The organism is Lysinibacillus sp. GbtcB16 (assembly GCF_019091145.1).
Lineage (GTDB): Bacteria > Bacillota > Bacilli > Bacillales_A > Planococcaceae > Lysinibacillus > Lysinibacillus fusiformis.
Genome location: NZ_JAGXJV010000001.1, coordinates 1,677,895 through 1,693,363, shown reverse-complemented (window position 1 = coordinate 1,693,363; position 15,469 = coordinate 1,677,895). Strand labels below are relative to the sequence as shown.

Sequence of the window (15,469 nt, the reverse complement as noted above, 5' to 3'; positions counted from 1 at the left end):
AACGACATTACATGTTTTTGACTAAAGCTACTATTTAAAATAACTAGGAATACGCTTTATCCAAATTAGAATTACTACCCCTTTCTACTCTCTGCACAAAAAAAACAGCCCTGGTAATCCTAAGATTATCGGACTAATTCGATCTATATATGGATGCTAAAGTTTCGATAAAAACAATATAACTCTCTTTAACTTTGCCTTTCAAATGTATAAGTTTATATTAGCCTTGATCAAACCTTTTAAGTTTGAATAGTTATCATCTATTGCAAATTCTTCTCCTAAGATGGCACATTTGCCGCTGGGCAATAATCTTACTGATTCTGATGTCGTTATAATCAATAGATTTGTTTGGAATGTAATTTCTCATGATGTAAGAATTATTGACCATAATTCCCTGCCTACCTATTTTAATAACGATGATTCATGATTACATCTCAACTTTTTATATTTTTCTAGCAAGAGCTATTAATTATCAAATGCATCTACATTTAGCATAATTATAATTAATAGCTCTTATATCCCTAAATATCCAATTAATTCATATATATTTAGTAAAATTGACCATAATTATTGCAGATACATTACACAATTAAAAATAACATGTCAGAATCATAGGAAAGTGTTAATCAGTAATATTATTGAAAAATAACTCCTAACTGTTTCATGATATTCTTACTTTAGTTCAAAAGCGATTGCTTTTTGAAAGGGGTAAGGATTAATTGAAGAAAAGAATATTACTACCGATTTTTGCATCTTTTATGTTCTTTACAGGAATAGGTATTCACGATGCGCAAGCAGCTACATATACAGATATAACAAATACAGCAAAGGCATATATTGGTGCTCCTTATAAATATGGAGGTACAGATATTAGAACAGGTGTTGATTGTTCTGCCTATACACAATTAGTATTTTCTAAGTTAGGTATTTCATTAGAACGTACATCCACTGCTCAATATCAACAAGGTACTTCTATAGCTAAAGACAATTTAAAGACTGGCGATCTCGTATTTTTTAATACTTCGGGAAGCGGTGTTTCACATGTTGGCATTTACATAGGTGACAGCAATTTTATTTCGGCTACTACAAGTTCAGGGGTTAAAATTGATAAAATCAATGACCCATACTATTGGGGATCTCGTTACGTGGGTGCAAAACGTGTTGCAAGCTTCTCTGATTATGGAGAGGTAAAAGATGCTGAAATAGACTTTACTATTTATTCATCACGTGGAGAACTCGCTCTTAAATTAGCTAAGAAGCTACAATTAGATACTAGTCAAACAAATTCAAGTTTTCCTGATGTAAAGCCAGGATCTAAATATGCTGGTGCTGCTGAAGCCCTCAAAAAAATCGGAGTATTTACTGGTGATGAAAACGGGAAATTTAATCCAGGTTCACCAATTACACGCGGTCAATTATCAAAAGTTTTAGTGGAAGCATTCCACTTAAAACAACAAGGAGCAACAGAAAATTTTGTAGATGTTCCAGGATCACATTGGGCTAACAGCTATGTATCTATCCTTGCCTCCAATAAAATTACGGTAGGCAAAGGTGACAATTTATTCGGTGTGAACGATAACGTGACAATCGAACATTTAGATGCTTTTATCCAACGATTAACTCAATAATATGAAGTGGCGTTTCACATGGATGAAACGCCATTTTTTTAATTTCAAGCTCCCCTTCCCCCGCTTGACCGCATCACAAAGCCTTTCTAACTGTTTTGTTGCATCATTTTTATTGAACGTCAGAGATTACAAAAAAAGTCTTGTTACATCTGCTTCAGTAACAAGACTTTTAAAGTTGTTTTATTCTAGAAAGGGACTGAGCTTAATAAAGATAGCCTAATAAGTCTATTTTGCCATCTTCCCATTTGATATTACCTATTTCTTTAATCATAAGCTCATTAATTTTTTCATACCCTATCCCATTTGTTGTTTGATTTTTATTGTCTATTTTTAACCATGTACACTCATTATGGACAGACTTGAAGCCAGCATTTACGTATAATTTCTTATTATCTGCAAACAAGAGTAAAAAATCAACTGACTTTCCTTTACAAAATTCATCTATCTTCGAGAGTAGCAATGAACCTATTCCCTGCGAACGCTGATTTTTTGATACACATAAGTCGATAATGCCAAGAACTCTAATAGGTTTCCCATTTAAATTCATTATTCTATAATCCAAGCCAACCTGACCAACAAGTTCATTTTTGTCATCCGTTGCTATGAATCTAAAATGAGGTAATTGCTTAAAGTAAATCCTTTCTTTTGGATAATCTTCAGTAAAGCATTCTGTTAATAAATATTGTAATTTGGCTCTTAATGAATCATTTATTTCGTAGTCATATATTGTTTCAATTTTCAAATTAATTTCTCCTTAGTTTAATTGAGCTTAGAATTCTTTTTCATCTATCGTAAACTTAGAAGCAACTGTCAAAAAAATGAGTGACGAATCAATCAAATTGTATGGTGATTGATTTCCAATGTCAATTTAGTTTTAAAAATTATCATTATATCCCATCAGTTCAATCAATTAGATTTTTGATCGTCTTAAAACTAAAAAACAGGTGTTGCTACTATAAGCAACACCCGTTTCCCTACCTATTTCACTTCTACTTGTTTTTCAACATCCTCATTAGGCATCATATTTTCTTGATTTGGTTTAACTCTTTTAATAAAGAATGCAAGAATGAGTGCGATCACCGCAATCAAAGTTGAAATAAAGAAGGTGTAATTGATACCATGGAGCATGGCTTCATTCATGATTTGTTGTTTTAGTTCAGCGGCACCCTGTGTAGATGTCTGTGCATTGGCACTCATATTATTCATGGCACTAGCAGCTATTTCTTCAGCTTTAGCAGTTGTTTTATTGTTCATAACTGTAATCAATACAGCTGATCCAATCGCACCGGATACTTGCTGAAGCGTATTATTCATTGCTGTTCCGTGTGGATTATTATGTGCTGGTAGCTGATTCAGACCATTTGTCATAACGGGCATCATAACCATCGACATTCCAAACATACGTAATGTATATAGCAGAACAAGTGTCGAATAAGCCGTATCTATACTTATTTTACTAAAGTAATAAGAAGTGACAATCGTGATGATTAATCCAAATACGGCTAAGCTTCTTGCGCCATATTTATCAAAGAGCTTCCCGGTAATTGGCGACATGATCCCCATCACAATCGCACCTGGTAGCATTAATAAACCTGAATCCATTGGTGAAATACCACGAATCGTTTGTACATATATAGGCATTAATATCATTGCGGAGAACATAGCCACCGCAATGACGATGGAAATGGCCGATGATAAGGCAAACATAGGATATTTGAAAATACGAAACTCAAGCATTGGTTCATCCATACGAAATTGACGAAGGACAAAGGTAATTAAAGCAATCGTCCCAATAATGATTGTTCCGTAGACAAGTATATTGTCCCAACCCTTTTCCCCTGCCGAACTAAAGCCGTAAAGCAGTCCGCCGAATCCGATACTCGATAGAATGAGTGATAGCACATCAAGCTTAATGGCACGTTGTGGTGTCACATCCTTCAATTTAAAGGCTGCAAAGATTAATGTCAAAATAGCAATTGGTAGAACAATATCAAATAACATTCTCCAGCTATAATGCTCAATGATCCAGCCGGACAGTGTAGGTCCAATTGCAGGAGCAGTAATCATCACGAGACCGAACATCCCCATCGCTGCACCTCGTTTTTCAACTGGGAATGCCGTAAGCATAACATTCATTAGTAAAGGCATCATTATGGCTGAGCCGGCAGCTTGAATCATACGTGCCGCTAATAATACACCAAATGCTGGTGCAATACTTGCTAGGAATGTACCTAGTGTAAATAAGGCCATTGCGGTAATAAATAGCTTTTTATCTGTAAAACGTTGAATAAAGAATGCACTTGCCGGTATTAAAATACCGTTAATCAACATATAGCCTGTGGAAAGCCATTGTACGGCAGTAGCATTTACGTCAAATTCCGTCATAATGGCTGGGAGAGCAATGTTTAATAATGTTTCATTCAAAATTGCGACAAATGCCCCAATAAATAAAATGGCAATCATGCCGTATGGCGCTTTTGTCTCGACAGAAATGGTATTCTCCGACATGTAGTATCAATCCTACTTTCTTTTAACTTTTTCATTTTCTTGAGAATTTCGATTGTCTTTTTAGGTCTGGACTTCTTCGTCAATGAGCTGAGTAGTTTTTTCCTCCCATCTGTTGTAGTGCCTTTGCTGATTTCATAGCAACCACCCCTTTAAAAACTAAGTAATAAAACTGTTGACGAAAGAATAGAGTATATTGTATAATTAAAATAGGGAAAGTACGTGGTAAGATAATTATACAACGTCTATCTCTATAAATTTACCATAAGCCATTGTTGATTTCAATGTGTTCTACATATATTTTTTGAAAAAAGTCGATTCTTTTCTTACAGAGAATCGACTTTTTTATTGTTTATTTCTTGATTATTTCTTAATTAAGCCATCATTCGTTAATTCGTAAATGGTTGATACAACTTCCTTTAAGTATCGGCGGTCATGCGAAACACTAATAATGGCGCCACCATATTGGGCTAATGCATGACACAGTACTGGCGTTGTCAAAGGACTAAAGTTTCTCGTTGGTTCATCCAATATTAATAGTTCACAACCGTCCATAATCATCTTTAACAAAAGCAGCTTAGCCTTCTGACCACCGCTTAACCGGCCAATCTTTTGCTGCATTTCATCGCTCGTAAATTTCATGCTCCCCAAATGAGTAAAAGCTTTCGTCATTGCTTCCTTATCACCTGTTCTTTCTAAAAAACGAATAGGAGTTTGATTTGGGTCCAATAAATCCTCGTAATTTTGCGGCATATATCCTATTTTTAATGAAGAACGGTCCTTCAACGTGTCCAATATCCTTTTTAGCAAGGTTGATTTCCCTACCCCATTTTCCCCAATAATCGCAACCTTTTCTGGTCCAATGATCGATAAGTTTATATTTTGGGAAAGCTGTTTGTTTGCTATTTCAAGCGTTTCCAATGATAGCTCTAGAATTTTTTTATGGCGATGTATATGAATGGAGGAATCGAATCGGAATTCGCTTGCCTCCTCTACAGTTGGAATCTCGAAAAAATTCTCTGTAGCTCTGTCCATTCTCTGCTTTTGATGTTTTAATGATTTTACTTTCTTCTGTAATCTCGGGTCCGAGCGAGCTACATTTTGATGCTGATGCTCTGCCTTATTCCAAACATCATGCCACTTTTCCATCTGTTTTTTATAATCGGCTGCTTGCTTCCTCGCTACCTGCTCTTGTTTGCGTAAATCGTTTTCCCGATGTGCTAGGTATGTTTCATAGGGCTCTCTTGAAAATGTATATTTGGGTATTTTCTTGCGATTGGTAAGCTCCATATGAATAATACCATTCGCCGTATTTTTAATAAATGTTTCATCATGCGATACAAATATGATAGGAATCGTAGTTTGCTGCATAAAGACTTCTAGCCAATCTATTGTGCCTATATCTAAATCGTTTGTCGGTTCATCCAGTAACAGAACATCAGGATTCATGGCGAGTAATTTTAAAAAACGATATTTAAATCGTTCCCCTCCTGAGAAATCACTAATCGATTGATCTGAAACTAAGGATTGGATATTAAAATCATCCATGGCCATTAACAAATCCTTATTCCAACTATTATCTAAAAATAATTCAGTGATCGTTAACATTTCTTCCTGTGCCGATAGCTCCTGTGAAAGATAACCTAATAAGTACCCGTCCTTATGAATTTTTCCTTCAAACGTACAATAATCAGTCATTAATTTTTCGTTATAAATACATTTTAATAATGTACTTTTGCCATTCCCCTCCTCACCTATAATGACAATTTTGTCGCCTTTTTGAATACTTAGCTGGAATTGATCGATCAACGTCCGATTGTCTGTAATTGTTCTGATGGTTAGATGTTGAATTTCAATCATGTGAATGCTCCCTTCATTAATTCTTCCGTAATCATTCCATTTAGTTGTTCATATGCATCACCCCGACAAATTGATAAAAACAAAAAAGATGCCTCTGTTTATAAACAGAAGCATCTTGCTCAATGAAAATAGTTTCCCTATGTAACAACGTATATGCGTGTCCAGTCTTTTTGTCTGTGACAACCGTTTGATCGTTTATGTTGATTCAACAAATGTTCAAAACTCGTCTCCGTACAAGACATATTTTGAATGAGCATAAACAGTCATAGAGTGATTTCTAAATACAATAGGTGAAGAATAGCTTCTTGTTTATTTATATTGAAATAATGTTTTCTAATAAATAAACAATGGCTCATCTTTTCACCCTCCGATCAATTTAAGTAACAATATTTTAACATAAAATTCTATTTATTGTCAATTCCATTCATTTTACTCTCAGTTTTTAACAATGGATAAATATTCAAATGCTGTGATACCAAAAATACTTTTAAAATGTTTATTCAAATGGGGTAAATCAACAAATCCACATTGTGCAACTCCCGCATAAATATCACCTGTTTGTTCAATAATGGATTTAGCTCGTTCGACTTTACAGTTTAAGAAATATTGATAAGGCGTAATCCCAGTGTACTTTTTAAAAAGACGAATGAATTGGAATGTTGTCAATTGTAGCTCCTGACAAATATCTTCAATTTTGAGTATATTTTCAACATGTGAATGGATGATCTCTTTGGCTTTTTTAATCATCATACTATCCATTTTCATGGATGGACTAAAATCTTGCTCCACTAAGCAATCAGATAAATGTAAAAATAACTCATGACATAATGCTGAATTTTCTTCTGTTAAAATTGCATGTGATAGATTTAGTATATGGTTCTTTACACTATTGTTATAGATAATGGGCTTGTCAAAACTAATGATTTCTCTTTTTTGAATAGCCTCTAAAAATAAAGATGGCTCTACGTAAAGCATTACATATTCGAGTCCTTCACGATTATAAGCCATTCCGTCATGTACTTGTTCAGGATTAAAAAGCATAACGCCATTTTGATGTGAAAGCTGTAAACTTCCATCTAGATGATAATGTTGGATACCTTTTAACGTTACCCCGAATGCATATTCCTGATGAGCATGCTTTTTATACTTAAAATCAGTAAAACTTGCCTTCAATGCTGTAATTCCATCCATTTTTTTATAAGTAAATTGCTGCATTTTTTTCGCCTCTATTCAATCCAAATCATGATGGCTGCGTATATTAAACAACATGCCATGAAAGCATTGACGACTTTTTTATGTTGTTGTAAAAATTGTTTAAAGATAGCTCCAAACATTACCCATAATAAGAAAGCTATTAATCCGATGAGGGTAATGGCGAATACACTTACGAATATCGCGAAAAACGATTCATAGTATGGTAGCACAAAGCTTGGAATCACTGTCATTGTAAATAATACGACTTTAGGGTTTAAAAATTGCATGAAAAACCCTGATTTGAAGTTTCCTACTTTATTAGTAGCATCACTCGAAATATCCATTTTAACTATTTGATAAGCTAGATAAAGCATGTAAGCTGTTCCTAGTATTTGCATCATTAGCAAGACTTTTGGGACCAAAGTTGAAAACAATGAATTTAGAAAAGCTGATAATGCTAATAAAATAAAAAACGCAATTGTAGAACCATAAGAAAAATGTAAGCCCTTTTTAATACCGTAATTTTGTGTCGTTGATAAAATAACCACATTTGTTGGCCCTGGCGTAGCCGTAATAATAAAACAGTACAATAAAAAAGATGTAATATCCATGAAGCAAACTTCCTTTCAAGTTTATCTCTTTGAATTATTACATCTATTATTAAAATCATTATAGTACAAAATTGCACATTTACTTAGTCCAATTACTTGGTTTCCAATCCTCTTCTATCCATTTTGGATTTGGTGCCTCATATGGTGCTGTGGCGATTAATTTGTCTTGATGCCATGCTGCGGCTTTTGATCGAATCATTTCATCTAACAATGGTTGTACAAATTCCTCAGGTTTTAAACGGAAAAAGTGGACAGCGAAATCGTAAAACCAACTGCAGCTTAGTAGATAAGGCGTGATTTCTCTACTCTTTAATCCATTTTTTATCATCAGCGTAAATGAAAAAATTCGCTTACATGCATGCCAAGCCATTTTTTCAGGAGACTCTATCCATTTTTCAAGTCTTTCTCTTGCTTTGTCTATCATTATGGATGGCTCATCGATAGCCGGGCCGTGACCAGGATATGCTTTTTTGATAGAAAGGGTAGCGAGTCGATCTAAACTTTCAATGGAACGTCGTATACTGTTTGTCCCTTCTCTAAATATATTCAGCCATCCCACATCATTATAATGAAATAAATCTCCACAAATTAAAATTTCTTGTTTTGGCTCGTATAAAGCAATATGACCCAATGTATGTCCTGGTGTATGTAAAACTTGGAAAGCACTTTGCCCCGTCATTATTTGCTGTTCATCTACTAGTAATTGCTGAACAGTGTATTGTTCCACGGGTTGATCTAAAAAATGTGCACCACAGGACTCTATATCGCATTGATTCACCATTTCACCTTCCCAAAGATGTGCAGCAACGGGTATTTCATACCGCTGTTGAAAATAATGATTTCCTCCAACATGATCGCTATGATAATGGGTATTAATAATGCCGTTTAATTGTGCTGGTAAAATCCCTGCAGATGTTAAAAGCTGCTCAGTTCGCACAATATCGCTGCCAAATCCAGTATCTACTAAAAATGATTGATCATCACGAATAATCATACTATTCGCACTTGGAAATGGACGTTCGAAAAAAAGAATCTCAGTACTTTTCATATATATCCCCTACTTTGATATAAAATAATACCTGAAAAACTGCCCTTTAATACCTCTTTGTCCAATTGATTGATGCATGTAAATATTGCTGTAATGGCTGTTCGATTTTTTTCATCTTGTTCAAATTGCTCGATGATGACGTCACAACGAATCGTATCCTCGCTAAAAACTGGACGTAAAAATTCGAAATTCATGTTACGAGCTAGCACATTATAGTCTCCCCCTACTTTTGTAGGAAGTGTGGCTGTTAGAAGCCCTTGCACAACAAACCGCCCTTGTTCGTCAGGCGTTATATGATGAACCCCTTCATCTTTAGAAACCTTCGTAAATAATTCTACATCTTCCTTTGTAAATGTACGTTCAAATGTTATTTTTTCCCCTATTTGTAATACCATCATCATCCCCCTTAGCTAAGTAATGAAAAAACTATTATAATCTGAATATTAAAACTTATTAATAGATTACTCAACTATTTTCCCTAGCTTTTCTATAAAAGTAGCCACCTAGCGCGCTGATGGTAGTGCGGAGCTAGGTGGCTACTTCATGTTTTTAACTAGATTTGATTGGAGTATATAAGGAGTGCCTATATTCCTTATATATTCTCGTGGGCAATAAAATATAATAAGTAGTGACTGCCTTGATTTTTTTCATCGGCAGCTAAAGCTAAAATGAGACTGTTCGAACAGGTAAAGCTTTAAAACAACATTAACGATAGGTGTTGTGAATGTTATAACCTTTTTATTAAAAGTGGGCTTCTAGCATTTTTTCGTAAAAACCTCTGTGGCGCATGGACCTACTAACATTAGTGACCTACCTCGTCCCTAATACCCTCGGCATTGCTGTCAAGGTTTCCCTATCACCTTCCCTATTTACAGATTTCATTACTTGTGCGAATAATTGTGAATCGATCCACACGTCTATGATTGTCGATAGCTTTGATGGATGTTGGTTATCCATGTTTCTATCATAAATACTTTCCCTACTTTTTTAACCATCCACATTGGTGTTAATTTAACCATCCACTTGTCTATTATTGACAAAAACTCATCTTTTTCCATTTAGGCAATGCAGTGCTTGTGCAAACCTTTTGATTCCTTCATCGATCGACCGAGTATCTTCTCTGCCGTACGTAAAACGGACAAATCCCTTTTGTGAACCCATAGTCGAGCCAGGCACATAGATGACTCCACGTTTAATAGATTCTTCTAGTAATTGGGTTTCATTATAATCCTCCATCTGTACTTGGCACCAAATATGAATCCCACCCTGTGGCGCGAAAAATGTCACCTGACCCTTTAAATACGTTTGGAGACTTTGGACAATTGTATCTCGACGTCTTTCCAATTCTTTTACTAAATGTTTCATATGCATGTTAAAATTGGCTGACTCTAAAAAATCATTCGCTATCCATTGCGTGAAGCTGGAGTGGCCAAAGTCAATTTGTTGCTTGGCGTCGGATAGTCTTTCAATAACCGATGTAGGACCAATAATCCAGCCAATTCGTAAACCCGAAGCTACAATTTTAGACAAGGAGCTAATGTATAATACATTTCCGTTTTTATCTAATGATTTTAATGTTGGTCTTTTCTCACCTGAAAAGGCTGTTAAGCTATAGGGGTCATCCTCTACTACTGGAATGCCTAGCTTGGACGATATTTCTAGAATAGCCTCTCTTTTCTTTATAGCTAATGAAGAGCCTGTTGGGTTATGAAAATCTGGGTTTAAAAATATCATTTTAATTCGATGCTTTTTATATAGTGCTTGCAAATCATCTGGATTAATGCCATCCTTATGAACAGGAATATAATGGATTTTTAAACCAGCTGATTTAAAAATAGGTAAATTGAAGTTATACGAAGGATCTTCAATTGCGACAGCATCTCCAGGCTTTAACAGACATTGGACAATCAAATGTAGCGCCTGTTGAGCTCCAGAAGTAATGAGTATGGAAGATGGCTTTGTATCAATTCCTCTGCTAGTTTTAATATGATTTGTTAGGGTCGTTCGTAGAATCTCACTTCCTTGTGGGTGATCATATCCAAGACTACCAATGAAAGAACGTGTTGCTGTAATCTCTCTTAATGCGCTTTTAGGAAAAAGATCCTCCGATAACTCTCCGGTCGCTAAATTGATGAGTTTGTGTTCCACTGCCTCTTTTCTTATTTTTTGCGTAACCGGTAGATTCGGTAAAAAGGAGCCTGCCTCAATATATCGATTCCAGCTTGGAATTCTCTTTCTTGTGATTCCCCAAATATCTTTGCTAATGGTTGTACCGCTTCCTCTATTGCGTTCAATGAGTCCCATTGCTTCTAATTCATCATAGGCACTAACAACTGTACTTCTATTGACCTGTAAAGTATTCGCTAAATATCGCTCTGATGGTAATGGTTTATCGGGCGGAAATGTTCCGTCTGCAATCCCCTTTTCAATATATTCTGCGAGCTGTTTATAGATAGCTTTTTTTGCATGTCGATCTGGTTTCCAATTCATCTAATCTCACCTCTATATGGCCTCTTTTTTCTAGCTTTATCTGAAAAGCTAAAAAGTCAATCGTAATATAATGTTAACGATAAATAACCATCCACTTTCTTATTACTTTCGCCATCCACTTTTAATTTTAGTCCATAGAAATCTATGAAAACCCTTACTTGACGCTTATCCCTCTCGATATTATTATACTAAAATTACTTTCTTAGTTTTAGAACGTTCTGTGTTATCTTGCAAAACGCCTTGTCTTTCAATGGATGTACCACTATGATAAAAATCAATTGTGAATCAAAATCCATACAAACCTATAGTAAACGATAGCCACTCAAAGAATCAGTTAAAGGGGTTTGTTTATGAAAAAAAGTTGGCTCAGATTAATTGGTCTTTTCACTATTGTCACTATGTTAACCGGTTGTGACCCGCTTTTAGTATTAGATCCAAAAGGTCCTCAAGCTCAAGTACAAGCCAAAGATATTATGCTATCGATAGGGATTATGTCCTTTATCGTACTAGTCGTTTTTGTGATTTTAGCTTATATGTTAATGAAATTTCGTGCTTCCAAGCAAAGTCCTGACTATAAGCCTCCCCATATTAAAGGGAGCACAATGGTTGAAGTAATTTGTGTAGGTATACCTGTGTTAATTGTTGCGTACATGTCTATTATTTCAGTTCAAAGTAATTACAAGGTGGAATCGACACCGGAAAAATACAAAGATGAAAAGCCATTGGTCATTTATGCTTCAACATCTAACTGGAAATGGCATTTTAGTTATCCAGAAGAAGATATTGAAACCGTAAATTATTTGTATATTCCTGCAGAGCGTCCAATTGAATTCAAGCTTTATTCGTATGGACCGATTACTAGCTTCTGGATTCCACAGCTTGGGGGTCAAAAATATGCGATGGCCGATATGGTGAATACCTTGCATTTGGCTGCGGATATGCCTGGAGAGTTTATGGGAAGAAATGCAAACTTTAATGGTAAAGGATTTGCGGAAAATACGTTTAACGTTACAGCGGTGACTCATGATGAATTTGATGCATGGGTGAAGGAAGTAAAGGAAACAGCAGATTTATTAACAGAGGAAAAATTTAATACGTTATTAGAACCAGGTCATGTGGGACAGTCCACATTCAATGGAACGCATTTAACGTTTCTACCGGCACCTGAGGGTGAACATGGCGGACATCAGCATGGCTCTTCACACGTAAAAGATCATGCCTCTCAATAAATCAATCTTGAATTTCTCAAACGAAACTAGTTTACGATAAGGTTTATGTCGAAAGGAGACATAGTCAGATGGATTACTTTGAACGTTTTGCTATACCCCATCCAAGCCCAGCTATTTATGCATCTATGGTCGCTATTGGTCTAACGGTTATAGCGATTATTGTAGGATTAACTTATTTTAAAAAGTGGAGTTATCTTTGGCGGGAATGGTTAACAACAGTGGATCATAAACGCATTGGTATTATGTATTTAATTTCAGCCATTCTCATGCTATTCCGTGGTGGTGCGGATGCTATTATGATGCGAGCGCAAATGGCAATACCAGATAATAAATTACTGGATGCCCAGCATTATAATGAAATATTTACGACACATGGAACAGTCATGATTATCTTTATGGCGATGCCGTTTATTATGGCCTTTATGAATTACATCGTGCCGCTTCAAATCGGCGCAAGAGACGTGGCCTTCCCACGTTTGAATGCATTAAGCTTTTGGCTATTTTTCATGGGAGCAATGCTCTTAAATATTTCCTTTGTTATTGGCGGTTCACCTGATGCTGGCTGGACGAATTATTTCCCTCTTGCTAGTAATGAATTTAGTCAATCTGTAGGGGTCAACTATTACTTGTTTGCTCTACAAATTTCAGGGTTAGGTACATTAATTACTGGTATTAATATGATTGTTACCATTCTCAAAATGCGAGCTCCAGGAATGACATTAATGAAAATGCCTATGTTTACGTGGTCTTCATTAGTCGCAAACGTAATTATCGTTTTTGCCTTTCCAGTATTAACGGTTGCCCTTGTCATGGGAACATTCGACCGCCTATTTGCTACGAACTTCTTCACAACATCTAATGGTGGTATGGATATGCTATGGGCCAATTTCTTCTGGGTTTGGGGACATCCTGAGGTTTATATCCTCATTTTACCTGCCTTTGGGCTGTACAGTGAGATTATTTCGACCTTCTCTGGACGCAATCTCTACGGCTATAAATCGATGGTCGGCTCCATGGTGATTATCTCCTTCCTCTCGTTTTTAGTATGGACCCATCATTTCTTTACAATGGGGCAAGGCGCTTTAACAAATAGTATTTTTTCAATAACAACGATGGCTATTGCTGTGCCGACTGGGGTGAAGATATTTAACTGGTTATTCACCTTGTGGAAAGGAAAAATTGTCTTTACAACACCAATGCTTTATTCCATGTTGTTTATCCCTACTTTTACAATAGGTGGCGTAACAGGGGTAATGCTAGGTATGTCAGCAGCTGACTACCAATACCATAATACAATGTTTTTAGTAGCTCACTTCCATATGGTCATTATTCCTGGTGTTGTATTTGCCATGCTAGCAGGATTACATTACTATTGGCCAAAAATGTTTGGCTTTATGTTAAATGAAAAAATCGGCAAAGTGACGGCTTGGATTATTGCGATTAGCACCCTACTTGCCTTTATGCCGATGTTCTTCTCTGGCTTAGATGGACAAGCACGCCGTATGTATACTTACTCAGCATCCACAGGTTTTGGTATGTGGAATATGGTTTCCTTTGTCGGCGCTATTGGTCTTACAATTGGCTTTATGTTAATTGTCTACAACGTTTATTACAGCATTCGTTATGCACCAAGAAACATTGGCTCAGATCCATGGGACGCACGTACACTAGAATGGGCTACACCAAGTCCTGTGCCGTACTATAATTTTGCAAAAGTACCACATGTCATTTCAACTGAAGCTTTATGGGATGCAAAATATCGTCAGCATGATTTGTTCCCAGAAAAATACGAAAACATTCATATGCCAAATAACAGCGGTATACCATTTATTTTAGGCTGTATATTCTTTGCTTGGGGCTTCTCATTTGTATTTGGTATGTGGATTCCAACGATCGTTACAACTATCGGCATTTTTATTTGTATGGCTCACCGTTCATTGGAAAAAGACCCTGGACATTATGTACCTGTCGAAAAAGTGAAAGAAACGGAATCAAAATTGCGAGGTAGTCAATCATGAAAATCGATCAATCACTCCCTTTAGAATATAGTACACAGCAAAATCAATTGAATATACTAGGCTTTTGGGTATTTATCGGCGCTGAAATCATGCTTTTCGGAACGCTGTTCGCAGCTTATTTTGTGCTAGTGGATCGCACGGGAACAGGTCCAACTGGAGCGGACATTTTTGAAATAACACCTGTTTTATTTGAAACATTTATTCTTCTAACAAGTAGCTTTACCATTGGTCTGGGCATACACGCTATGCGCAAAGGCTATATGAAAGCGATGATTACATTCTATATTTTGACGCTTTTGCTAGGTGTAGCATTTATTGGGTTTGAAGTTTATGAGTTTATTCATTATGTGCATGTTGGTGCAGGCTTACAAACGAGCGCCTTTACAGCTACCCTATTGACAACATTAGGAACGCATGGTGCCCATGTCACATTTGGTGTGTTCTGGGGCATATTTATTGTCTACCAACTAATAACGCGTGGATTAACGCCTGAAACAGCCAATAAATCTTTCATCTTCTCCTTATACTGGCACTTTTTAGATGTGGTTTGGATTTTTATCTTCAGTTTCATTTACTTGAAAGGAATGGTGTGAAATGAGTAATTTATTCCCACTAAAACAGGTGATGGGATTTGCCATGTCGATCATCCTTACCATCATTGCAGCATGTGTCTACTTTTTTCAAATATCAATGCCCATTACGATGACGATACTTTTAGTCACAGCATTTATTCAGGCAGGCTTGCAATTAGTTGTCTTTATGCACGCTGGTGAAACCAATGATAAACCAGCCATCTATACGAATATTTATTATGGGCTAGTCATTGCGCTCGTTACCATTTTCGGAACATTATTATGTATGATTTGGGGTTATATCTAAATAGAGA

The 15,469-nt window shown here is 36.1% G+C and carries 13 protein-coding genes; 5 read left to right on the top strand and 8 right to left on the bottom strand.

Translation table 11 applies throughout. From position 1 onward, the window contains the following. Nucleotides 1-719 precede the first annotated feature (719 nt). The gene (locus KVT27_RS08490; RefSeq protein ID WP_036125883.1) at nucleotides 720-1,628 is read left to right on the top strand and encodes a C40 family peptidase; all 909 of its coding nucleotides are present in this window, start codon (nucleotides 720-722) and stop codon (nucleotides 1,626-1,628) included. 202 nt (nucleotides 1,629-1,830) lie between these two features. On the opposite strand, the gene KVT27_RS08485 is transcribed toward KVT27_RS08490, so the two are convergent. The 8 genes from KVT27_RS08485 to pdxR all read right to left on the bottom strand — a co-directional run bounded on the left by KVT27_RS08485 (nucleotide 1,831) and on the right by pdxR (nucleotide 11,336). Further along, nucleotides 1,831-2,370: a GNAT family N-acetyltransferase gene (locus KVT27_RS08485; RefSeq protein ID WP_036148353.1), complete on the bottom strand. Its 540-nt coding sequence runs from the start codon at nucleotides 2,368-2,370 to the stop codon at nucleotides 1,831-1,833. A 236-nt stretch (nucleotides 2,371-2,606) separates the two neighbouring features. Beyond that, nucleotides 2,607-4,136 carry a DHA2 family efflux MFS transporter permease subunit gene (locus KVT27_RS08480; protein ID WP_217581135.1) on the bottom strand — a complete coding sequence of 510 codons (1,530 nt, stop codon included), beginning with the start codon at nucleotides 4,134-4,136 and terminating at the stop codon, nucleotides 2,607-2,609. Nucleotides 4,137-4,496: 360 nt separating this feature from the next. Further along, nucleotides 4,497-5,993, bottom strand: a complete 1,497-nt coding sequence (locus KVT27_RS08475) for an ATP-binding cassette domain-containing protein (RefSeq protein WP_217581134.1) — start codon at nucleotides 5,991-5,993, stop codon at nucleotides 4,497-4,499. Between the two features lie 435 nt (nucleotides 5,994-6,428). After that, complete coding sequence (locus tag KVT27_RS08470) at nucleotides 6,429-7,208, bottom strand: AraC family transcriptional regulator (RefSeq protein ID WP_217581133.1); 780 nt, start codon at nucleotides 7,206-7,208, stop codon at nucleotides 6,429-6,431. Nucleotides 7,209-7,219: 11 nt separating this feature from the next. Next, entirely contained in the window at nucleotides 7,220-7,798 is a 579-nt protein-coding gene (locus KVT27_RS08465; RefSeq protein ID WP_150907481.1) for a LysE family translocator, read from the bottom strand. A gap of 79 nt (nucleotides 7,799-7,877) precedes the next feature. Continuing rightward, the gene (locus KVT27_RS08460; RefSeq protein WP_217581132.1) at nucleotides 7,878-8,846 is read right to left on the bottom strand and encodes an MBL fold metallo-hydrolase; all 969 of its coding nucleotides are present in this window, start codon (nucleotides 8,844-8,846) and stop codon (nucleotides 7,878-7,880) included. Then, the gene (locus tag KVT27_RS08455; RefSeq protein WP_217581131.1) at nucleotides 8,843-9,241 is read right to left on the bottom strand and encodes a hotdog family protein; all 399 of its coding nucleotides are present in this window, start codon (nucleotides 9,239-9,241) and stop codon (nucleotides 8,843-8,845) included. Before KVT27_RS08455 ends, KVT27_RS08460 begins: the two co-directional genes overlap by 4 nt. Nucleotides 9,242-9,890: 649 nt before the next feature. Then, the gene (gene pdxR / locus KVT27_RS08450) at nucleotides 9,891-11,336 is read right to left on the bottom strand and encodes a MocR-like pyridoxine biosynthesis transcription factor PdxR (RefSeq protein WP_217581130.1); all 1,446 of its coding nucleotides are present in this window, start codon (nucleotides 11,334-11,336) and stop codon (nucleotides 9,891-9,893) included. Between the two features lie 350 nt (nucleotides 11,337-11,686). Between pdxR and qoxA the strand changes: the two genes are divergently transcribed. The 4 genes from qoxA (at nucleotide 11,687) to qoxD (ending at nucleotide 15,462) form a co-directional block, all read left to right on the top strand. Continuing rightward, nucleotides 11,687-12,565, top strand: a complete 879-nt coding sequence (gene qoxA, locus KVT27_RS08445; RefSeq protein WP_036148339.1) for a cytochrome aa3 quinol oxidase subunit II — start codon at nucleotides 11,687-11,689, stop codon at nucleotides 12,563-12,565. Nucleotides 12,566-12,633: 68 nt separating this feature from the next. Then, nucleotides 12,634-14,583: a cytochrome aa3 quinol oxidase subunit I gene (qoxB, locus tag KVT27_RS08440; RefSeq protein ID WP_217581129.1), complete on the top strand. Its 1,950-nt coding sequence runs from the start codon at nucleotides 12,634-12,636 to the stop codon at nucleotides 14,581-14,583. Continuing rightward, a complete protein-coding gene (qoxC, locus tag KVT27_RS08435) occupies nucleotides 14,580-15,176 on the top strand; it encodes a cytochrome aa3 quinol oxidase subunit III (protein ID WP_008177591.1) in 597 nt (198 codons plus the stop codon). The genes qoxB and qoxC overlap by 4 nt, the downstream gene beginning before the upstream one ends. A 1-nt stretch (nucleotide 15,177) precedes the next feature. Then, complete coding sequence (gene qoxD, locus KVT27_RS08430) at nucleotides 15,178-15,462, top strand: cytochrome aa3 quinol oxidase subunit IV (protein WP_036125864.1); 285 nt, start codon at nucleotides 15,178-15,180, stop codon at nucleotides 15,460-15,462. Nucleotides 15,463-15,469: the final 7 nt, after the last annotated feature.

Excerpts from the sequence above, each read along its gene's own strand:
- KVT27_RS08480 (WP_217581135.1), bottom strand. The coding sequence starts at position 4,136 with ATGTCGGAGAATACCATTTCTGTCGAGACAAAAGCGCCATACGGCATG.
- KVT27_RS08475 (WP_217581134.1), bottom strand. The coding sequence starts at position 5,993 with ATGATTGAAATTCAACATCTAACCATCAGAACAATTACAGACAATCGG.
- KVT27_RS08470 (WP_217581133.1), bottom strand. The coding sequence starts at position 7,208 with ATGCAGCAATTTACTTATAAAAAAATGGATGGAATTACAGCATTGAAG.
- KVT27_RS08465 (WP_150907481.1), bottom strand. The coding sequence starts at position 7,798 with ATGGATATTACATCTTTTTTATTGTACTGTTTTATTATTACGGCTACG.
- KVT27_RS08460 (WP_217581132.1), bottom strand. The coding sequence starts at position 8,846 with ATGAAAAGTACTGAGATTCTTTTTTTCGAACGTCCATTTCCAAGTGCG.
- KVT27_RS08455 (WP_217581131.1), bottom strand. The coding sequence starts at position 9,241 with ATGGTATTACAAATAGGGGAAAAAATAACATTTGAACGTACATTTACA.
- pdxR (WP_217581130.1), bottom strand. The coding sequence starts at position 11,336 with ATGAATTGGAAACCAGATCGACATGCAAAAAAAGCTATCTATAAACAG.
- qoxA (WP_036148339.1), top strand. The coding sequence starts at position 11,687 with ATGAAAAAAAGTTGGCTCAGATTAATTGGTCTTTTCACTATTGTCACT.
- qoxB (WP_217581129.1), top strand. The coding sequence starts at position 12,634 with ATGGATTACTTTGAACGTTTTGCTATACCCCATCCAAGCCCAGCTATT.
- qoxC (WP_008177591.1), top strand. The coding sequence starts at position 14,580 with ATGAAAATCGATCAATCACTCCCTTTAGAATATAGTACACAGCAAAAT.
- qoxD (WP_036125864.1), top strand. The coding sequence starts at position 15,178 with ATGAGTAATTTATTCCCACTAAAACAGGTGATGGGATTTGCCATGTCG.